20 protein-coding genes and 1 pseudogene are annotated in these 20,170 nt (G+C 40.3%); 4 read left to right on the top strand and 17 right to left on the bottom strand.

All coding sequences use genetic code 11. The annotated features are described in order from the left end of the window. Positions 1-55 precede the first annotated feature (55 nt). Positions 56-331, top strand: a complete 276-nt coding sequence (locus AAEU30_RS15120; protein WP_421961190.1) for a hypothetical protein — start codon at positions 56-58, stop codon at positions 329-331. An 18-nt stretch (positions 332-349) separates the two neighbouring features. Next, complete coding sequence (locus tag AAEU30_RS15125) at positions 350-1,174, top strand: DUF7674 family protein (protein WP_421961191.1); 825 nt, start codon at positions 350-352, stop codon at positions 1,172-1,174. Between the two features lie 88 nt (positions 1,175-1,262). On the opposite strand, the gene speD is transcribed toward AAEU30_RS15125, so the two are convergent. From speD to AAEU30_RS15165, 8 genes are all read right to left on the bottom strand, one after another. Then, the gene (gene speD / locus AAEU30_RS15130; RefSeq protein WP_421961192.1) at positions 1,263-2,075 is read right to left on the bottom strand and encodes an adenosylmethionine decarboxylase; all 813 of its coding nucleotides are present in this window, start codon (positions 2,073-2,075) and stop codon (positions 1,263-1,265) included. Positions 2,076-2,162: 87 nt separating this feature from the next. Further along, on the bottom strand, positions 2,163-2,576 hold the full coding sequence (locus AAEU30_RS15135) for an OsmC family protein (protein WP_421961193.1): 414 nt from the start codon (positions 2,574-2,576) through the stop codon (positions 2,163-2,165). A 341-nt stretch (positions 2,577-2,917) separates the two neighbouring features. Next, the gene (locus tag AAEU30_RS15140) at positions 2,918-3,265 is read right to left on the bottom strand and encodes a DUF3802 family protein (protein WP_087532733.1); all 348 of its coding nucleotides are present in this window, start codon (positions 3,263-3,265) and stop codon (positions 2,918-2,920) included. 146 nt (positions 3,266-3,411) lie between these two features. Beyond that, a complete protein-coding gene (gene astD / locus AAEU30_RS15145) occupies positions 3,412-4,881 on the bottom strand; it encodes a succinylglutamate-semialdehyde dehydrogenase (protein WP_421961194.1) in 1,470 nt (489 codons plus the stop codon). A gap of 15 nt (positions 4,882-4,896) precedes the next feature. Beyond that, the gene (astA, locus tag AAEU30_RS15150) at positions 4,897-5,913 is read right to left on the bottom strand and encodes an arginine N-succinyltransferase (protein ID WP_421961195.1); all 1,017 of its coding nucleotides are present in this window, start codon (positions 5,911-5,913) and stop codon (positions 4,897-4,899) included. A gap of 88 nt (positions 5,914-6,001) precedes the next feature. After that, on the bottom strand, positions 6,002-7,207 hold the full coding sequence (locus AAEU30_RS15155) for an aspartate aminotransferase family protein (protein WP_421961196.1): 1,206 nt from the start codon (positions 7,205-7,207) through the stop codon (positions 6,002-6,004). Between the two features lie 740 nt (positions 7,208-7,947). Further along, on the bottom strand, positions 7,948-9,108 hold the full coding sequence (locus tag AAEU30_RS15160; RefSeq protein WP_421961197.1) for an HDOD domain-containing protein: 1,161 nt from the start codon (positions 9,106-9,108) through the stop codon (positions 7,948-7,950). Between the two features lie 46 nt (positions 9,109-9,154). After that, entirely contained in the window at positions 9,155-9,736 is a 582-nt protein-coding gene (locus tag AAEU30_RS15165) for an anthranilate synthase component II (protein ID WP_421961198.1), read from the bottom strand. 428 nt (positions 9,737-10,164) lie between these two features. On the opposite strand from AAEU30_RS15165, the gene AAEU30_RS15170 reads away from it, so the two are divergent. After that, entirely contained in the window at positions 10,165-10,413 is a 249-nt protein-coding gene (locus AAEU30_RS15170; RefSeq protein ID WP_421961199.1) for an HP1242/YdcH family protein, read from the top strand. A gap of 81 nt (positions 10,414-10,494) precedes the next feature. Here AAEU30_RS15170 and AAEU30_RS15175 read toward each other — a convergent pair whose 3' ends face one another. Beyond that, entirely contained in the window at positions 10,495-10,896 is a 402-nt protein-coding gene (locus tag AAEU30_RS15175; protein WP_421961200.1) for an acyl-CoA thioesterase, read from the bottom strand. A gap of 23 nt (positions 10,897-10,919) precedes the next feature. On the opposite strand from AAEU30_RS15175, the gene AAEU30_RS15180 reads away from it, so the two are divergent. Beyond that, positions 10,920-11,624: a 2OG-Fe(II) oxygenase gene (locus tag AAEU30_RS15180; protein WP_421961201.1), complete on the top strand. Its 705-nt coding sequence runs from the start codon at positions 10,920-10,922 to the stop codon at positions 11,622-11,624. Between the two features lie 117 nt (positions 11,625-11,741). Here the strand turns inward: AAEU30_RS15180 and AAEU30_RS15185 are convergent, their stop codons facing one another. The 8 genes and pseudogenes from AAEU30_RS15185 to AAEU30_RS15220 form a co-directional block, all read right to left on the bottom strand. Continuing rightward, positions 11,742-12,974 carry a cysteine desulfurase-like protein gene (locus tag AAEU30_RS15185; protein WP_421961202.1) on the bottom strand — a complete coding sequence of 411 codons (1,233 nt, stop codon included), beginning with the start codon at positions 12,972-12,974 and terminating at the stop codon, positions 11,742-11,744. A 9-nt stretch (positions 12,975-12,983) separates the two neighbouring features. Beyond that, positions 12,984-13,616 (bottom strand): 2OG-Fe dioxygenase family protein, encoded by a 633-nt coding sequence (locus AAEU30_RS15190; RefSeq protein ID WP_421961203.1) that lies wholly within the window; start codon positions 13,614-13,616, stop codon positions 12,984-12,986. 214 nt (positions 13,617-13,830) lie between these two features. Continuing rightward, positions 13,831-14,037 carry a hypothetical protein gene (locus tag AAEU30_RS15195; protein ID WP_421961204.1) on the bottom strand — a complete coding sequence of 69 codons (207 nt, stop codon included), beginning with the start codon at positions 14,035-14,037 and terminating at the stop codon, positions 13,831-13,833. 180 nt (positions 14,038-14,217) lie between these two features. Next, positions 14,218-14,646, bottom strand: a pseudogene (locus AAEU30_RS15200) (DDE-type integrase/transposase/recombinase); the annotation flags it as partial. 124 nt (positions 14,647-14,770) lie between these two features. Continuing rightward, complete coding sequence (locus tag AAEU30_RS15205) at positions 14,771-15,769, bottom strand: hypothetical protein (RefSeq protein ID WP_421961205.1); 999 nt, start codon at positions 15,767-15,769, stop codon at positions 14,771-14,773. Further along, the gene (locus AAEU30_RS15210; protein WP_421961206.1) at positions 15,769-16,713 is read right to left on the bottom strand and encodes an autotransporter outer membrane beta-barrel domain-containing protein; all 945 of its coding nucleotides are present in this window, start codon (positions 16,711-16,713) and stop codon (positions 15,769-15,771) included. Before AAEU30_RS15210 ends, AAEU30_RS15205 begins: the two co-directional genes overlap by 1 nt. A 486-nt stretch (positions 16,714-17,199) precedes the next feature. Continuing rightward, positions 17,200-18,258 (bottom strand): OmpA family protein, encoded by a 1,059-nt coding sequence (locus tag AAEU30_RS15215; protein WP_421961207.1) that lies wholly within the window; start codon positions 18,256-18,258, stop codon positions 17,200-17,202. A 497-nt stretch (positions 18,259-18,755) separates the two neighbouring features. Next, positions 18,756-20,165 (bottom strand): protein adenylyltransferase SelO, encoded by a 1,410-nt coding sequence (locus AAEU30_RS15220; protein WP_421961208.1) that lies wholly within the window; start codon positions 20,163-20,165, stop codon positions 18,756-18,758. Between the last annotated feature and the right edge of the window lie 5 nt (positions 20,166-20,170).

A 20,170-nucleotide genomic window follows, 5' to 3' on the forward strand; every position in this document is an offset into this window, starting at 1 on the left:
GATATTGTTCAATTAACCCTCATTACTTTTATATTAGTAACCATATTGAAAACAAATGGATTTATTAGACAGGGTTGGCCTTAACACATTACTACTGCATTGGCTTGTCGTCACCTTACTGTTACTTATTATAGTGTGGGCCATGATTAAAGTTCTGGCCTCGGGTAAGACTATGTCTCGGGGTGCATTTTTATTTTTATCGTTCTTCCCGCTGATTTCGTTATTCCCTATTCCGCCCCCGCAATTTGAGAATGTGCAAAAAGCCAAACAAGAGCAACGTAAGCGTAAAGAAGACTCGGGCGACCCTCCTGATGATGAAACCATAGAATAATAAAAGTAGACTTAGATAATGCAAAAAAATAACACCGAGAAACTATTAATCAGCGCAGGGGCCATTGCATTTGCCGCGGCTGTTTGGCATTTACTCTGTATTTGGGGTGGGCCAAGCTGGTATGCCTTTGCTAGGGCACCACACGCTTTAATTGAGTCAGCTCAGCAAGGCACCTACCTTGCGCCTGCTGCCACCATTATAGTTGCAGGGCTTATGTTTACCTGTAGTGCCTACGCATTTTGTGCTGCGGGCTTAATACGAAAAATGCCTTTAACCACAGCGGCTTTATCAACCATCGCATTGATATGCGTTATCCGTGCTTTAATTGCAGTACCATTACTTATTCGCTCAATTGAGCTTGATATTTGGCAATTAGTAGCCAGCTCGGTTTGGCTATACGCTGGTATTTGCTTTTTGATAGGCGCTAAACAGCGTATTAATGAGAGGCGCGAATTACACCTTGAGCTCACGTTCTATGATGAATTTAGAGCACAATTTCCGATAATATCAAATAAGGCAGATAAAGCTTATTTTCAGCAGTGGAATGAAGAGTTAGAGCCTTTATTTATCTACTCATGGTTTGAAAGTGTGGCACAGGTAATTAACAATGAAATGAATGCTCAATCGGATGCAGCTGCATTAATAAAGCTTTTTGAGTACCTAAATAATCAGTATGAAATAGCCGATAAACTAATTCAACACTATATTGATGTTGCTATTGTTGAGAACTTATTTTGGCAGGTTGCGCCAATACATGCCAAAGCTTACTGGCAAATATTACCACCAACACTCAAAGCGCTTTATTCAGACTTTCATGGCCGAGAGCCTATATACCTTAGCTAACTTTACTCTCGCCAACTTTACTCTTGCTAACTTACAAAAAACGGCGCATAACTTTCGTTATACGCCGTTTTTTCAGAACAAGCTTAGCTTATTCTGTATCTGGTAAATTACGACCATAGAAAATCTCTTGCATCTCACGGGTTAACTTAGAACGAATTTCTTCTTCTTCGTCGTCAGATAAGTCATCTGTAGAAACACCAAATAAATAAGTATTTAAATCAGTTTCTTTTAACATCATCTTAGTGTGAAATAAGTTTTCTTGATACACATTCACGTCCATCATTTGGTACGCTTCTTTGGTATCTTCAGTCATATAATTTTGAATCGAATTAATAGCATGATCGATATAGTGCTTCACACCATCTACGTCACGGGTAAAACCACGTACACGGTAGTCGATTGTTACAACGTCTGAATCCAAGCTGTGAATTAAGAAGTTCAACGCTTTTAGTGGCGAGATAATGCCACATGTTGATACTTCGATATCGGCACGAAATGTACAAATACCATCATCAGGGTGTGCTTCAGGATACGTGTGAACACAGATATGGCTTTTGTCTAAATGGGCAACCACGGCATCAGGCAACGGGCCTGGTGTTTCGTCAACATCATAGGTCTGCTGTTGCTCTACTGGCTCTTCTGACACCAATATAGTTACGCTGGCACCTTGCGGTTCATAATCTTGGCGAGAAACATTTAAAATGTTTGCACCGATGATATCAACCACTTCACCTAAAATATCGGTTAGTCGATCAGCATTGTATTGCTCGTCGATATATTCAATATATTCTTTACGCTGCTGTTCGGTCTTTGCGTAACAAATATCGTAAATACTAAAGCTTAAACTTTTGGTTAAGTTATTAAAGCCATGTAGTTTAATTTTATCGAAGGGTTTGTTCATGATAAACCAACCTATAAACTAGTGAGATCTGCCACAGCAGAATGAAAGTTCGCGGATTTTATACGAATTTCACCGCAGGAAAAAGCGTTATTTTACCTGTTCTTGCACTACTTCGTGGCTATGGGTAATTTCTACCGTTTTATCAAGCATTAATGCGACTGAACAATACTTTTCGGCAGATAGTTGCACCGCACGCGCTAAGTGTTTTTCAGAGACATTATCGCCTGTTACAACAAAGTGTAAGTTAATCTTGGTGAATACACGAGGAGCTGACTCAGCACGTTCTGAGCTTAGCTGTACTTGAACGTCAGAGAAGTTTTGTTTGGCTTTTTTAAGAATGCTCACCACATCAACTGATGAACAACAGCCCACAGACATTAACACCATTTCCATTGGGCTAGGTGCTGCGCTATCGCTACCAGCATCAAATACTACATTATGACCCGAATTAGAACGACCAATAAACGTATCGCCTTCAACCCATTTTACATTCGCTTGCATTTTTCTACTCTAAAAAATTGTTTTCTTGATTGTATACCCAAGCCACCTCAAGATGCGAGTTTCAGTTGGAATTAAAAGCGATTTAGGCAAGGCAGTGATTGCAAATAATGGTTGTTCCCTTGTTAAAATCAATAACGCAGTATAAATCGCTTTTAAACCAACCCGCAGGGCGTTTCACAGGCACTTCCTCTCATCGTTGTTACTTTTTAAAAGGGACTGCCATTCTTGCAAAGTAACGCCTTGATATTAAGCCCCTGTGAAACGCTGAATTCTGTATCTTGAGGTAGCTTGGGTATAGGCAAGTCACGCTCAGATGCAATTAAAAGCGATATTAAACGTAATTATGCGCCTTCGGCTACGGCACAATCAAATAGGTTTTTAACTAAACCGGCAAATTCATCGATAAATGCATGTTGTTCAATAGTCACTTGCTTACTGGTAACACTGCTAAGTACTTCTTGTAAGTCATATACAATACCATCTACTTCACGCACTATCATGCCGCGCTGCTCAGTTGAAAGCTCTGTATGTTGCTGGCATAACAGCATTACATTTTCTGCGATATCGTCTTCAATTAATTCCATTACTGTAGGAGCGCCAGGTTTTATTTCGCCGGGCTTCTCAAATAACGCTAAATTTTGAGTGAGATACATGATGAGATCATCATACCCTTGCCTATCTAAAACCATAATTAAAACACCTACAATAAAATTATCACGACTGTAATGATTTAAGCAGAAAGCGCTTTTAATTGCTACCTTTGAGCATTAAGCAATACAAAAAAAGCAGCCGAGGCTGCTTTTTTAGTTATTTAGTACCAATTTAATACTCAGTACTAATCAATTTTTAAACCAGGGCTTAGTGTTGCTGGCATAGCTACTTTTTCAAGTTCAACAGAAGCTACAGGGTATGCGCAATAGTCTGCTGCATAGTATGCACTTGCACGATGGTTACCTGATGCACCAATACCACCAAATGGCGCAGCACTTGATGCACCAGTGATTGGGCGGTTCCAGTTAACAATACCAGCACGAATACGACGTAAAAAGTGGTCGTAATCCGCAGCGTTATCACTTAATAAGCCTGCAGATAAACCAAAGCTGGTGTCGTTTGCTTTATCGATAGCACTATCAAAATCAGTAAAGCGGAACACTTTTAATAACGGGCCGAAATGCTCTTCATCAGGGAAGTCTGCTACATTTGTACACTCGATAATACCTGGCGTAACAAAGCCTGTGTTTTCAGTGTGTGTAAGCTCCACAAGCACCTGTGCACCGAGTTCAACAAGTTGCTGCTGCGCTTTAACCATACCTGCTGCGGCAGCTGATGAAATCATCGAGCCCATGAACGGCTGGTCTGCATCATCAAAGTTACCCACTTTAATAGCTTTAGTCGCGGTGATAAGACCCGCTAAAATTGCATCGCCTTGCTCACCCGCAGGTAAAAATAACTTACGTGCACAAGTACAACGTTGACCACTTGAGATAAATGCAGATTGCAGTATATCGTGAATTGCGGCTTTGGTATCTGCAACATCAGTAATGATAAGCGGGTTATTACCCCCCATTTCTAATGCGAGAATTTTACCTGGCTGGCCTGCAAACTGCTCATGTAAAATATGCCCTGTGCGTGATGAACCAGTAAAGAACAAGCCATCAATCTCTTTATGTGCTGCAAGCGCTTTACCTGTTTCAACTTCACCTTGCACAAGGTTAATTACACCAGCTGGTAGGCCTGCTTTTTCCCATAATTTAAGGGTTAGCTCAGCTACCATAGGGGTTAGTTCAGATGGTTTAAATACCACTGTGTTACCCGCTAATAGTGCAGGAACAATATGACCATTAGGTAAGTGCCCAGGGAAATTATAAGGACCAAATACAGCCACTACACCATGTGGCTTGTGGCGGATCATCGCGCGGCCTTGTGGCATTGGGTTTTCTACATCACCCGTACGCTCTAAAAATGCTTTTTCAGAAATCGCTATTTTACCCACCATTGCACCGGCTTCAGTACGAGTTTCCCATAATGGTTTACCCGTTTCTTGCGCAATAGCCACAGCAAGCTCTTCGCTGTGCTCTTTTAAGGTTTCTGCAAATGTTTTTACAATGGCTAAACGCTCATCGAATGATTTGTCAGCCCAGCTATAGAAAGCTTTGCGTGCTGAATTTACCGCACTATCAACTTGTTCGCTGGTTGCTGAATTTGCTTGCCAAATAACGTCGTTATTTGCAGGGTTTACTGAATTAAATGCATCGCCTTGGCCTTGCGACCATTGACCATTAATAAATTGTGCAGGATGAGTCATATACTTTCTCCTAAATTATAAGCTTGTTGCGGTAACTACGTCACCCGCTTGTAAATGAAGTGCGTCTGCCATTGCTTGTGGCAATGTAAGCTCTGCACTTGTCGCATCAAAGTTTAACTGTGCGACGGTTGCTCTAAAGTCATTTAATTTATCGTTCGCTAGCATGACTGGCGTGTTGCCACTATTGTCACCAATTTTCACGGTAAAGTTATTCGCATTACGAATGGTCGCAATATTACCTACTTTCGCTTCAACAGTAGGGCCTGCATCAAAAATATCAACGTAGCCGTTAAAAGTGAAACCTTCACTTTTTAATAGCTCTATTGCAGGGCGTGTATTGTCATGTACTTTACCGATTACTGCTTGCGCGTCTTTACTTAATAAGTTGACGTAAATTGGGTACTTAGGCATCAGCTCCGCGATAAACACTTTTTGGCCAATACCTGTTAAGTAATCTGCGGTTGGAAAGTCCATCGAGAAAAAGTGCTCTTCAAGCCATTGCCAAAATGGACTATCGCCATTTTCATTTGATACACCGCGCATTTCTGCGATAACGGTTTCAGCAAAACGTTCTTGATGTTGTTTAATAAACATAAAACGTGCTTTTGACAGTAGTTTGCCGTTATTGTTTTTACGATAACCATCTCTTAAAAATAGTGTACATAGCTCGGTTGCACCGGTGTAATCATTACACAGGGTTAGAATATCAACCGCTTTGTAAACATCTAAAGTGCGAGATGAGTGAATCGCTTTGCTTAGGTGGTAATGGTAAAACGCGTCATCAAGGCCTACGGCAGCTTCGATGGCAGAAGTACCCACTACCTCACCTGTTTCGCTATCTTCAAGAACAAACAAGTAGCCTTCATCACCCGGGTGAGATGCACTTTTTGCGAATGAGCTTACTGAATGGTCTATTTTCTTTTGTAATAACGCTTCGTTATTAGGTAAAGACGTAAAGCCATGCCCCGATTCGTGGGCAATTTTCAATAAAGCTGGGTAATCACATTGCTGGATTGGGCGAAGGATCATCATGAGTCCGCTTGCTCCCTTATAAATAACGGTAAAATTAGAATACTAGGGCAAGCTTGCTACTTGCCCTTGATCAGGTGAGACGAGTTGATTAACCGTTCACAACTGTAGCAACGGCTTTTTCAAAGCGTGCCATACCTTCACGGATATCTGCTTCTGGTATTACAAGTGAAGGTGTAAAACGCACAACATCAGCACCAGCGACTAACGACATAACACCTTCGTTGATACCGGCAACTAAAAACTCTTTTGCACGTCCTTTGTATTGCTCAGTTACAACAGCGCCGATTAATAAACCTTGACCACGGATTTCTGAAAACACTTTGTATTTATCATTAACAGCCGTTAGTAATTCACGGAATAATGCTTCTTTTGCTTTAACGCCAGCAAGTACCTCTGGCGTGTTAACTGTATCAAATGCAGCTTCACCTACGGCACAAGCCAATGGGTTACCACCATAAGTAGAACCATGAGTACCTACTTTTAAGTGCTTAGCAATTTCAGTCGTCGTTAGCATTGCGCCAATTGGAAAACCACCGCCTAATGCTTTAGCAGACGTTAAAATATCAGGAGTAACACCTAAACCTTGATAAGCGTATAGTTCACCTGTACGGCCTACACCTGTTTGTACTTCATCAAAAATAAGTAGTGCGTTATGTTTAGTACACAGCTCACGAACGCCTTTAGCAAATTCGTCAGTTGGCGAAACAATACCGCCCTCACCTTGTAGAGGCTCCATCATTACAGCACATGTTTTGTCTGAAATTAGTTTTTCAAAAGCAGCTAAATCGTTGTAATCACAATGTACGATGTCACCTGGCTTAGGGCCAAAACCGTCAGAGTAAGCAGCTTGACCACCTACTGTTACAGTAAAGAATGTACGGCCGTGGAAACCTTTATTAAATGCAATGATTTGTGACTTTTCTGCACCAAATTCTTCAAGCGCTAAACGGCGCGCTAATTTAAGCGCCGCTTCATTTGCTTCTGCACCTGAGTTGGCAAAATAAACTTTTTCAGCAAATGTAGCATCAACTAGCTTTTTAGCTAGGCGAAGCGCAGGTTCATTGGTCATTACATTTGATAAATGCCAAATCTTCTCGCCTTGCTCTTTTAATGCATTAACTAATGCAGGATGACAATGGCCTAGACAGTTAACAGCTATACCACCAGCAAAATCGATGTATTCGCGGTCTTGCTGATCCCATACACGTGAGCCTTCGCCACGAACTGGAATAACGCTTGAAGGTGCGTAGTTTGGTACCATTACTTGATCAAATAATTCGCGATTGACTGTCATTTTGTATCCTCTTAATTGTGATATCACAGAGAGTGTGAATAATTGAATGATGGACTGATGCACCATTCCCTTTGGCGTAAATGAGCATAGCTTAAATTGCCCAAAAATACTCTCTGGTTCAATTTTCAGAAGGTCATTATTTCAGAGTTTTGTGCTGTTGTCTCTTAGAAAACTTTCATGCAGGCCTTGTTATTCAAGGCTTTGAGATATTATTTCATAGATAGTGAATAACTATTTACACTATTTTATAACCAAGACTTTCTTGCATAAGTCTGCCTAGTTACTCACTGAGCACACCTTTAGCTCATAAACTAAAGCAGAGTTTTAAACTGACTAATGAATGAATAGTCGCAAAAAAATTAACAAAAAATTTATGAAATAAGGGCGTGTTGACCTTTCAGGGTTAAAATTTGTTCAAACTAGGGGCGATTTAATCGCGGCGCGAGATTAGTAACCTAGTGGGCTCGATAACTGCTCCTGCGTTATTCTACTTACTCACATCCATGTGATAATAAGTAAAAATTGAGCAAAGCTTCCGCGTCCTGCTCACGCCCCTTACCTACATCCATGTAGGTAACAAAGAGTTAATCGCCCCTAGGAAAAACCTGAAGGGCAGCACGTGTTTGGCATTGATGCTGCGTTATCGCCTATTTATGGGGAACAACCACACTACATAGGCTCCGCCTTGCCTAAATACCAAACACACTGCTGCAAATTCAACCTCGAAAGATAAACACGCCCTAGTCAATTTTTATGTGAAAGTTCTGGAAATTGGTTTTTTCTAGCTGGTTTAGTTCCGATTTAGTGAAATTGAAAAACTCAAACCATCGCGCTGTTTCATCACTTTCTACCATTTGGTGCTCAACCAGGGTGAGGTGCTGAGAATAACAGCGAGCCTTTTGTATCACCTCTGTTAAAGGTAATAATGAATCGCCTTTGTCTAGCGGCGTTGTAAGTTGCTGCATAACAAACTTAAAAGGTAAAAAGCGAAACGCCATTTTATCAATCACCTTTTGCGTAACCTTTAAAGAGTGCTCACTTAGCAAAGTGCTTAAAAAAAGCGGATCGGGCTTGAGCTCTAATAAAGCCGTGTGTAAATCTTTTTGCTGTTCTTCACGCGCTAAGCTTACTTTTCGTTGCCATACTAATTCAAAGGTACGCAAATAGAGCCGTACCAAAGCAATCTTACCTACGTCTAATAACATACCTAGGGTAAATGCATGAATTTCGTTTACACCATTTAATTTAGCTAACTCTTGTGCTGCAATAGCACAAGCCATTGAGTTATCGCGCAAGCGACGCTTTAATAGCGGGAATGGCTCAGTGCTATGAGGCATCCAATGGCGTACCGCAAAAGTTGGCACTACAAATTGTAAGTTATCAAGCCCTATATAACGCAGGGCTAAAGACGGATTATCGACTTTAACAGAGGTATGTTTATTGCGCTGAGTTCGGTAGTACGGCAGGTTTACAAAGGTCACAAGTTCACGACCTAGCCAGCTCAAGTCGTTTACTAATGGCTCCAAACGACCTACGGATGCTGATTTAACTGACAGAATATCTAAAATTGCCGGAATATTATCTTCGATGCCAATTGTTTCATGAATAATGGTATCGATATCAGCTAGCTGCTTTTGCATTGCACTTTCTATAACTTGATGCAGCTGCTCACTCGCTTGTGCACGGTATTTATGATGGGCTGTACTGGATTTCTGACGCTTTGTTTGCGCTGCAACTTCCACTTCAAGTAAAGTGCGTTGCTCCATCGCATCACCGTAATCGATATCTAAAGTATGAATGTAACCTATTTGACGCTGCGCAAAACTATGGCCAAGCAACAGATCATGTGCGCGTTGAGCGAGTGCTTTTGCAGTGACTTGTTGGCGCAGTTTGTCTGTCATTAATTAGTATCTTTTATAAGTGTTATTTAAAGAGTAAGTTCTAAGCCTAGAACCGAGTTAAAAAGTTGGCAAGTAATTCAAGCCCTTGTTCGGTTAAAATTGCTTCGGGGTGAAACTGTACCCCTTCTAATGCTAAGGTTTTATGTAATAGCCCCATAATTTCGTCAAATTCACCATCAACAGTTTGCGTCCAAGCAGTAATCTCTAGCTCGCTGGGCAAACTTTGTCGCTGGGCAACCAATGAATGATAACGACAAACCGTTAGTGGATTCGCTAAACCTTTAAACACACCTTTATTATTATGAAAAATCGGCGATGTTTTTCCATGCATTACTTGTTTGGCACGTATTACATTACCACCAAGCGCTTGGGCGATAGTTTGATGCCCTAAGCATATCCCTAAAATAGGATATATTCCTTTTAATTGCTCAACAACTTGTAATGAAATCCCCGCCTCATTAGGCGAGCATGGGCCTGGCGATATTACAATATGCTGGGGGTTAAGCTGCTTAATCTGTGCAACGGATAACTCATCATTGCGCTTTACTAATACCTCTTGATCAAGGCGCTGAAAATATTGCACCAAGTTGTAGGTGAACGAGTCATAGTTGTCGATCATTAACAGCATGAAATACGGAACCCAAAAGCATAATCAGAATAATGGGGTCGCATTTTATACCCAAACCAGCTCAACACAACCAACAATCGGCGAAATATCGAATCAAGCCACATTAAAAACCAAAAAAACAGATTAAAACTCACCTTTAAAACCTTATCCCACTCATCGCTGCCAAAACAGCACTTAATTGGTGAAGGTGTTGATGATTACTTTATAAATCGAGCAGGTGCCGACGATAAACCAATGGCTTAAACACAAACAGATATTATACTGAGCTCTGAAAATGATTTTAGGCAATGTAATATTGATACCGACATTAAACTCTATGATAAGAGAAAAAAGTTGCCCACTGTTGATTTATTATTAAATAGCCCAAGCTCTATTATATAGGGTTAATACTCTCTACATTACCTGCATTAAACCTAAAGGAGCAACCTATGTTAGGCGAAGACCATTCATTAACTAAAGAGTTTCCTGAATATCTGAATACGATTGCTACGTTAAACAGTGAAAGTACTGAGTTTGCAACAAAGGCTAAGCAATATGATGCCATTGATAAAGAAGTGCGTGTATTAGAACTTCAAGATGCACCGATTGATGATCAATCAATGCACCAAATGAAAGTTGAGCGTGCCGAATTAAAAGATTGGCTACATCAAGAGTTAATGAGCGCTCACGCCTCTTAACCCATTCTAGCCCACCAATGTGGGCTCTAAACTATTTTTCTGACTTTGTTTTACAAATGCCAAAATAAAAACTTATAGTTGCTACTTTTGATCAGTAACTAGGTGCTCATTAAGTGCTGATTTTTCCTCACTAGATAACGCCTTTTTTGTTTTCGCTTTAAAGTCATAACGTACTAATACTGTTTTACCTAGCGCACAAAGGTTATCTTGCTGATAAGCCTCCTGGCGGATAACAAAAGAGCTAGAACCTACATGTTCTACCACAGTTTTCACTTCAACATCATGACCATAAAAAAGCTCACCCACAAAGTTTACTTCTACTTTGGCGATGATCAATTTCCACTCATTTGGATTTAAGTCAGGGGTAAAAAACCTAAAAATAGGTGCTCTGGCCGCTTCAAACCACACAGGGAGTACGGTATTGTTAATGTGTCCTAATACATCGGTTTCGCTAAAGCGCGGTGTAATTTTTTCTATAAACATAATAATTCCAATAAAGGCAGCTCATGACGGACTTTATCCGCGTTTACGATAACGCCCTAAGCAATGAATTTTGCGATAACTTTATCACGCTCTTTGAACAAAGCCCGCATCTAAAACAAGGTATGACCTCGGGCGGCGTCGATTTGGCTAAAAAAGACAGCCATGATCTTTATTTAAATAACCACCCTGAATACGCTGAGCAACTAAAACACATCCAACAAACCACCGCTGGCTATATATTTAAATATCTGGAAGAGCATATTTTTATGATGATAGGCGCGTTTGGGCTAAAAGTGTATCACCCAAAAACAGGGGTGCCGACAGACCTAACACAAGCTAACTTTGATGAAATAGGTAAGCCACAACTCCCTTTATTAGTGCAGCAAATCTTTAGGTTAGGGAATATTCAAGCGCAGAAATATCAAACCAATAAAGGCGGTTATCCATATTGGCACAGTGAAGTTTATCCGCAAGCTGGCCACAACGAAGCTCTGCACCGCGTACTACTGTTTATGTTTTATTTGAACGATGTAGAAGAAGGCGGCGAAACTGAGTTTTACTATCAACAACGTAAGATTTCACCTAAAAAAGGCACAATGGTTATTGCTCCAGGTTACTTCACTCATACCCATCGCGGCAACAAGCCTATTTCAAATGATAAATATATTTTAACGTCATGGGTGATGTTTAACCGCGCTGAACAAATATATGGACAGCCACAGTCCTAAACGGTCAGCGGTCAGCGGTCAGCGGTCAGCGGTCAGCGGTCAGCGGTCAAAAAAATTGATTAACTGCTGACCACTGTCGAGTATTTGCATTAAACTGACGGCTTATAGCTGACAGCTTCAAATCAATTCGTCAAATAAATCAAATAATTGATCAAGCTCTTCGGTAGTGTTGTAGTGCATACAACCAATACGTACAACGCCGCCAGTATCCAATACACCCAATTGCTTGCATAAACCTTGTGCGTAAAAGTTACCATCCCAAACACAGATATGCTGCTTACCTAAAAACTCAGATACCTGACGCGGCTCAAGTCCTTCAAAGGTTAAAGCAAAGGTAGGAGTACGCTCTGGTAAGCGCGTTAAGTCATCAATACCGAATAGCTTGATTTTAGGGTAATTAACCAAACGCGTAAGGAAGTGCTCACTCAACGCCATTTCATGCTGTTTCGTTTTAGCAAAAGCCGAAGCTAATTTATCACGACGTGAATAGCTGCCATCAAGCTCACTAATATCTGCGATATAATCCACTGCAGCAATAAGCCCTGCTAATGCCTCAAAGCTTTGCGTACCGGTTTCCCAACGTCCTGGGATCACATCTTTAGCTGGCTCAACTTTGTAAGGCGTAAATCCTTCAAGATGCTCACGCTTACCATAAACCATGCCTAGGTGTGGGCCAAAAAACTTATACGCAGAGCAGGCTAAAAAGTCACAATCTAGCGCTTGTACATCCACCAATTCATGAGGCGCATAATGTACAGCATCAACATAAACTAAAGCACCAACTTCATGAGCCATAGCAACAATACGTTGAATATCGTTAATAGATCCAGTGGTGTTTGATGCGTAAGTTACAGCTACAAGCTTAGTATTGGCATTTAGTAAGCTAGCAAAATGTGCTAAATCTAAGCTGCAATCCGCTTCATTGATACGTGCAGTATTAACCTTCACACCCTTATCTTGTGCTGCTTGCTGCCAAGACGATACATTTGAGAAGTGATCTGCATTGGTCACAATGATCTCATCACCCGCTTGCCAATCACGCGAAATGGCTCGGCTAAAACTAAATGTTAGGCTGGTCATATTCGCGCCAAATACAATTTGGTCGCTCGACGGGGCATTTAATAAATCAGCGGCCGCTTGACGCGCATTTGTCATTAGCTCAACAGTTTTATCACTTGAGAAAAACGCGCCGCCCAAGTTAGAGTTGTAATAGCCTAAATAAGCTGACATCGCACTAAGTACTGATTGTGGCACTTGCGAACCACCTGGGCCATCCAAAAATATCGGTGACTTACCCGCCACTTGTTGCATTAATGCAGGAAATTGACGACGAAGTTTAGTTAAATTCATTGCAATTCCTTAAGCCGTCAATACAAAGCAGTCTAGGTAACCGTCTTTACTTGCATCAATTTTATTCATTGGTGTGGCATTGTGCCAAACTTCGCGGTCATTAATAAGTGCAAACATACCGTCTTTAATTTCCATTTTAAAACATGGCTCAGCTTGTTTGTTTTCATATACTAAAAGCTCACCACCTTCTAGATTCTCGTGAGATACACCGCAAATACACACGTGATCAAAGCCATCTTGATGAATGCCCTCAGGTGCTGGTGGCGTATCACTTTCGATAGCAAGCATTCTAAATTGATGAATCTCAATATCGCGCTCTTCATCTATCCCTGTAATTGCACGAAACTCATTAACGATACTTTTCATGCCTTCGCTTTGCAGTAAGCTTGACTCTAAGTTCTCATACGTGCGTTCAACATTCCCTTGAAAGGTATTAATTGAATTATCTTGTACAAAGGCTTTAGTTGCTTGTAGTTTTAGTTCGTCACCTTGTGCTTTGATCACTGAATAGCGGCGTTTACGAAAAGCACCATCGGCGTACGGATTAGCCGGAAGATTGGCAAATGATGGCTTGACTGCCTCGATATGAGCTTGGTTTACAAACCGAAGTTGCAATAGGTTCTGGTTGTTTAATACTGTCATAAAATATCACCTAAAAAATAAGAGACTAACTCATAAATATTGAAAGGGATTTTAATGCAAGTGGATAGGAATTTTTGCGTCTTTATTTGATTAAAGTAGTTTAAAAGTATAAAAGTAAGATCTAAATGTGGGTTTTATTGAATTTTTAATTTAAAAATAAAAATGACCACATGGCGTGGTCGTTTTATCAACTACAAAGGGTATTCAATAATGCTCATGGTGTCGTCTCTACAAACTCAACATTTACTTCGCACGATGCAGCTAAAGGACCAACTTCATAATTATTAGCTTGGTCCCAAATACCGTTGCAGCCAGTAACGCTTACTACTTCATGACCCATATCAGGGAATAAACCAATGTTTCTTGTTTCATTACTTGTCAATGAAAACACTGACTCACTGCCCCCTCCATTACCTGTCACAGCATATTCAATTGAATATGTAAGATTGTGATAACCTAGGTATCGCGTAAATTATCAAGGTAAACTTGCATTTCAGCCGTTAAAGGCGCCCCAAAACTCGATCCTCGCTGATTTATCGACAATACTCTCTAACCCTTCAATGTGCCCCAGCTAAAATGAATAGGTAATATAATGTTGTGATCAACTAATTCCGGACAGTGAATTAAGTTTTTCTTCTGCTACAGCAGGAGTAACCATTTGATTATGGCTATGCGGCCTGCGCCAGTTATAGTAATTCATCAAATAATAGCTAATATCTTTTTCAGCTTCTTGATAATTACGATAACCCAATGAGTGAACCTATTCTGTTTTTAAACTTCTAAATAGGCGCTCCATTGGCGCATTATCCCAACAATTCCCTCGGCGACTCATACTTTGCTCAATCCGGTAACACCATAGTCTTTGTTAAAACTTTTTTGCGCTGTACTGACTGCCTTGGTCTGAATGAAACATTACTCCAGATGGTCTGCCTCGTTGCTCCTATGCTCTATCTAATGCTTTAATAACTAAGTCAGTATCAGGCTTATCAGACATTGCCCAGCCAACCACACGACGAGCAAATAACCCTATGCGTAGTTTGGTATTGCAAAAATCCATTTCTTTCCCCTCTTAAATGGATAAAGTTCTGTATATTATTTCGCTCATTAGAAATAAAAAAGCCATAGCTGTGCTATGGCTTGTATGTATTTCATTGTTACAACTTTTCTTTGACCTTGTTCAATTGTTCTGAAAACGTTAAATTTCTTAAATCTCCTAACCCTACTTTCTCTGTGAGTTCAGCTAATTCGTTTTCAAATTTAAGCAGCTCATTCTCAATTTCTTTATCATCTAACGCTGTTTTTAAGTTTGTATACTCAATATACAAACTATTAATACGAGCAATCTGGTGCGCGACAAGAGCAGCTTTTAGCTTTATAGCATCGTATGCACGGTAATTTTGCTGTGCATAAACTTGTCCTTGTTCTAAATGTATTTTTACATCACGGTAAACAGCAGGAAAGACGCTAGCTTTATCTGAATTAGCTAATTTATAAATTTTGTGAATATGCTCAGAGAAATAAAACTGCACTACGGCATCTTTTTCTAATGCTGTTAGCTGCTCTAAAAGCTGAGGTACATACTGCTCTACTTGTGCTTCTTTACCATCTATAAGTAACTGTTTTAGTTCTTGGTGTTGCTCATCCAATGTCGAATAGCGTTTTTCAAAATGAATATTTGCGTCAATTTGAGTCAATACAGCAAACTCTTCCCTAACAGGCTTAAGCACTGCTGTAATACGCTCTTTTGAAACTGTAGCCCCTTCAACCAAGATAATAACTTGCTGACTTTGTTCCATAATTTCATCTGCTACTGTATCTGATGAAAACAATGACGCACTATCAAGGGCGTGACCTGGTGATAGTCTTAATTCAGCAAATTCACTTTCAAGCACTTGCCATACTTCTTTAGCCTCATATACTTTTTCTGTGTCGAAGTCAGCGAGCGCTTCCGAATCTATTAAATTATATGCTGTAAGAGCTTCTTGAAAAGCTTGTTCAGCCTTCTCATAAGCTAACTGTACTTGCTCTGGTGTTGCTTCATCACCAGTAAGCCCTGAGGTAATACTGCCTAAATCTTTTTGTACTGATTCAATGGTTTTACAGCCTGTTAAACCCACACTTGCGATAATTGTAGCTAGCAATATTTTTTTCATTAGTAGCTCCATTGCATACCAAGTGTATAAGCGATGTTAGTGTATTCAACTTCAGGTACTCTCAAGCGCTGTCCATTTTCTAAATTTTCAGTTACCACATCTCTAGTTTTATAATTTGCGTCTATACCCGCAACAACTGCAACATGCTGAAGCACCTGGTAGCGCATACCCGCTCTTGCAAAGACCCCCCAACCGTTAAAACTATCAGTCAGTGTCGTAGTTTCAAACTGAGTATTCTGGATTTGCGAATACATCGGCGAGCTTACTTCTCCTTCAATGTACCAACTATATTTGTTGAAGCTATCTTGTAATCGGCTATCATAGCGAGCACCTAAACTTAGCAATATACCCATTTGATCTTCTGAGACTGAAATAACAGGGCTTAAATTTGAGGTATAGTTTTGCTGTTCACCAGTATGCCCACCATCCATGCCAGGTAAGGTATAACGAGCAGGGTTGTCAGGATCATCGGAGATTGCAATTAATGCTTGGTCAAATGCATCTGCGCCCGGCTGCACAAAAGAAAAGTTTGAACGAGTGAAACTTGAAGTAAAGAATCTAACACCGGCAGTAAACTGAACGGCTTGACTGAAATTATACGCAGCTTTTGCGCCGACTTCGGTCGAACGAATTTTAAACGCATTTTCTTGTACAGCGCCAAACTCCCCCATGCTCCAGGTCTCAGTTTCAATTTCAGGGATAAAAGTACTGGCTGAGTCAATATAATAACCCCAGTCGTCATTTAGGCCACTATAAGAAATCTGACGAATAGTTGTATTAGTTACATCAATAGACTGACTTAGCTGACCAAAACCAGCAACATCCCCCAATGTTTCACTATAGCCAACACTTTCGAAACCAATTCGGATTTCACTGAATGAGGGGTTAGGGGTTGCATACACTGATGCACTAAATAGGGCTGTTATTAGTAAAGGTAGTTTCATTATGACGCCTTCTCACTGCTATAAAGTCACCTTAACAGGAAAGAGTGAGCTGCTCACCGCACCGTCCGTGGTAACAAAAAATAACATATGTTAATTTTATATGCAAAAGAGTTTAGACGATCAAAAGTCATCGTCAAGCGAAAATGAATGAAAACTTAATAAAAACCCAAATAAAGCAGGTTTTTGCAATAATTTGATACTAAAAAGAAACTAGACGGCTTGTTGAATAATGATATTATCGGTCTTGTGAGTGCACGTTAGCATGCGGTGGAAATTTAAATATCGATACGTATCTGCCGCTGTCGCATTGATTTTAACTGCATACTCTTAATATTTTGCTGGCGTAGGTATTTTATTGCGCTCTTTTGAAACTAGTATAATAACCATAAATAGCAGTAAGCTACATAAAATCAATGTGTATGAACTTTATTCACTTCAGGCATAAAAAAACCCAGCATATGCTGGGTTTTAACATTTTACTATATATTAACGTTTTACTTTTACACGTTCAATAACAGTTACATGTGCTTCAACACGACGGTTTTCAGCATGAGCTGAAGCCGTGTTAGCTTCATTTTTAAGACGCTCTTCACCTAAACCAACAGTGATGATGCGCTCTTTATCGATACCGTCTGCAATTAGACGAGCTGCAACAGCGTCAGCACGCTTTTTAGATAACCACTTGTTGTAGTCAGCTTTACCTACAGATGAAGTATGACCTTCAAGAAGTACTTCTGTACCTGGGTGCTCATTTAAGAAAGCAACTGCTTTATCAATATCATCTAAATATTTTTCAGATACTTTTGAAGTATTGTTAGGGAAAGTAATTAGTAAGCTCTTAGTTACTTCACGATCTTCGTATAATGTACAGCCGGTACCATCTACAGCATCAGTCATAGGTGTGTTAGCACATTGATCGTCAGCATCAGGGATATTGTCATTATCGCTATCAGTCGGAGCTACAGCAACAGGTACTACTGCAGCTGTTGGGGCCGCTTCAACCGGTGCTGATGAACCTTGCTTACCAAAAATATAGCTAAGACCTAATTTACCAGCAACATCGGTGTAACCACGATCAAGACCTTGGTATAAAGCTGCTTCAGCATTAAACGCGAAGTTGTCTGTGAAATAATGCTGGTAACCAGCACCTACATTAGCGAATGTAAGATTTTCAGAAATATCTAATTGCTTAAGACCAAAAAGACCATAAAAAGGACCGCCATTAATATGGTAAAGACCATCAATACCTAAACGGTCTCCGTCCATGCTGGTTGCAGTCATAGCTGGATCTGAACTCGAAATATCAAAATCCATATCAGCGTATTCTAAACGTGCGCTCCAGTAATCGTTGAAACGGTAACCTAACTCAGCACCCCAACCTGTTGAATCATCAACATTCATGCCATTAGTACCACGGATATTTTCCCATGATGCGTCGTAATAGTCGCCAAATGCACCGATAAAGAAGCCTTCTTTTTCGGCTGCAAAACTTGAAGCGCTAGTTGCAGCTAGTGCTATAGCAATAGTAAGTGATTTTAATTTCATTGTTTCCTTCCCATTTTCACAATTAAATTGTAGCTAAGTGACCCTAGCTTAATAAGTTTGACCAGAGTACAAAATCATTTGTTAATCATTACTTAACGAAAACACTTAAATTGTATTTTTATCAATTAAAGCAGTTTTAATAATAAATCGCAGATTTAGTATAGACTAGATAAAAAACTTTATCTAACCAGCATAGTAATTGCGTATTGTAATTACTATGAATAAAAAAGTAGTTACATAGAGTATTAGCGATTTATCGACTAAGTAATGCAAATTTTAAATTCCATGAGGGCATTATATTGGTTAATTTTAAATCAACAAGTAGAAACCGTATTTATTTTTCAAAAAAATTAATAAATAACAGTCATTAACTAGTCCGCAGTAAAAAAACATCATCAAAACTCATGAGAGTTGCTGCTTTTTATAGCAGTGTCTCCTATTCCCTGCTGTGAATCAAAAAATAATAAAAAGCAAGTTAACAGCCAGCTATGACAAAATTAAGTACCGCAAAAAGTTTTATAGTGCGCATCATCTTTAGCTTCTGTGTACCTGGTTTTTATTGCTTGCTCTTGATACGGTTGTTGCAACGCCTTTAAATACTCACTCAGAGTAGCGCTTTGACCTGACTGAACAAAGTCATTTAAGATATTTTCTATTATATGATTGCGTGGGATCAATTTAGGATTGTTTTTACGCATAATTTCATAACTTTTGCTGTTGGTACGCTGCAACCATAGTTTCGACCACGGTATTAAAGTTGTCGGTATTTCAGCATTACCTTGCAGTGATTCAGTTATCGCATCAAAGGTATTGGTGTAATCGAGTTTTTGGTCTTTTAATAATGCCAATAACTGCGCCACCAGCTCACTATCTGAATCCTGATTTCCATCAAGGCCCAATTTTTCTGCCCACATCTGAGTAAACGCGTAATTAAATTGCTCAGCGAAGCTATTAATTAAAGGGTTTAATAGAGCAATTGCCTGTTCATCATCTTCGCTTATTAACGGCATTAAACTCTCAGCTAGTCGCGCGCAATTCCAGTTTGCAATATTAGGCTGATTGCCAAAGGCATAACGGCCTTGGCGGTCAATGGAGCTAAACACAGTCTCAAAATCGAAATGATTCATCATCGCACACGGGCCATAGTCAATGGTTTCACCGCTAATCAAGGTGTTATCGGTATTCATTACGCCGTGAATAAACCCCACCCGCATCCAACTCACAACTAGTTCTATTTGTTTTTCAATAACATTCGATAAAAACGCTAAATAGCGTTCAGACCCTGTCGCCTGAATATGAGGATAGTGTCGCTCAATCGCCAGATCTGCTAAGGCTTTTAGACCAGCAACATCGCCTTGCGTGGCTAAGTATTGAAATGAACCAACACGAATGTGGCTTGATGCAACACGAGTCACAATTGCGCCGCGTTGTGGTGGTTGCCTGTACACGGTTTCGCCCGTTGCGACGACCGCTAAACATCGGGTTGTCGGTACACCCAATGCGTGCATTGCTTCACTCATTATATATTCACGTATTGCGGGGCCAATAGCGCAACGGCCATCACCACCACGAGAAAACGGTGTTGCGCCAGAGCCTTTAAGTTGAATATCCCAAAGTAGTCCTTGTTGATCTGCAACAGCCCCAAGTAAATGCGCGCGCCCATCACCTAAGCGGGGTGAAAAGTGACCAAATTGATGGCCGGAATAGCCCAGTGCTACAGGCGCTATATTTGATATGAGTTGGTTTCCACTAAACACGCCAGCTTGTTGTTCAGAGGCAACATCAATACTCAATTGTTTAGCCACAGCGTCGTTAAATAACAGCAGCGAAGGTTCGCCAACTGGGCTTGGTTTATCGGCTATAGCAAATTGCTCTGCGATGTCGGTATAGCGTGATACTAATTTCATGAAAT

Origin of the sequence: Pseudoalteromonas mucoides, from assembly GCF_049257175.1 — a bacterium.
Taxonomy (GTDB): Bacteria; Pseudomonadota; Gammaproteobacteria; order Enterobacterales; family Alteromonadaceae; genus Pseudoalteromonas.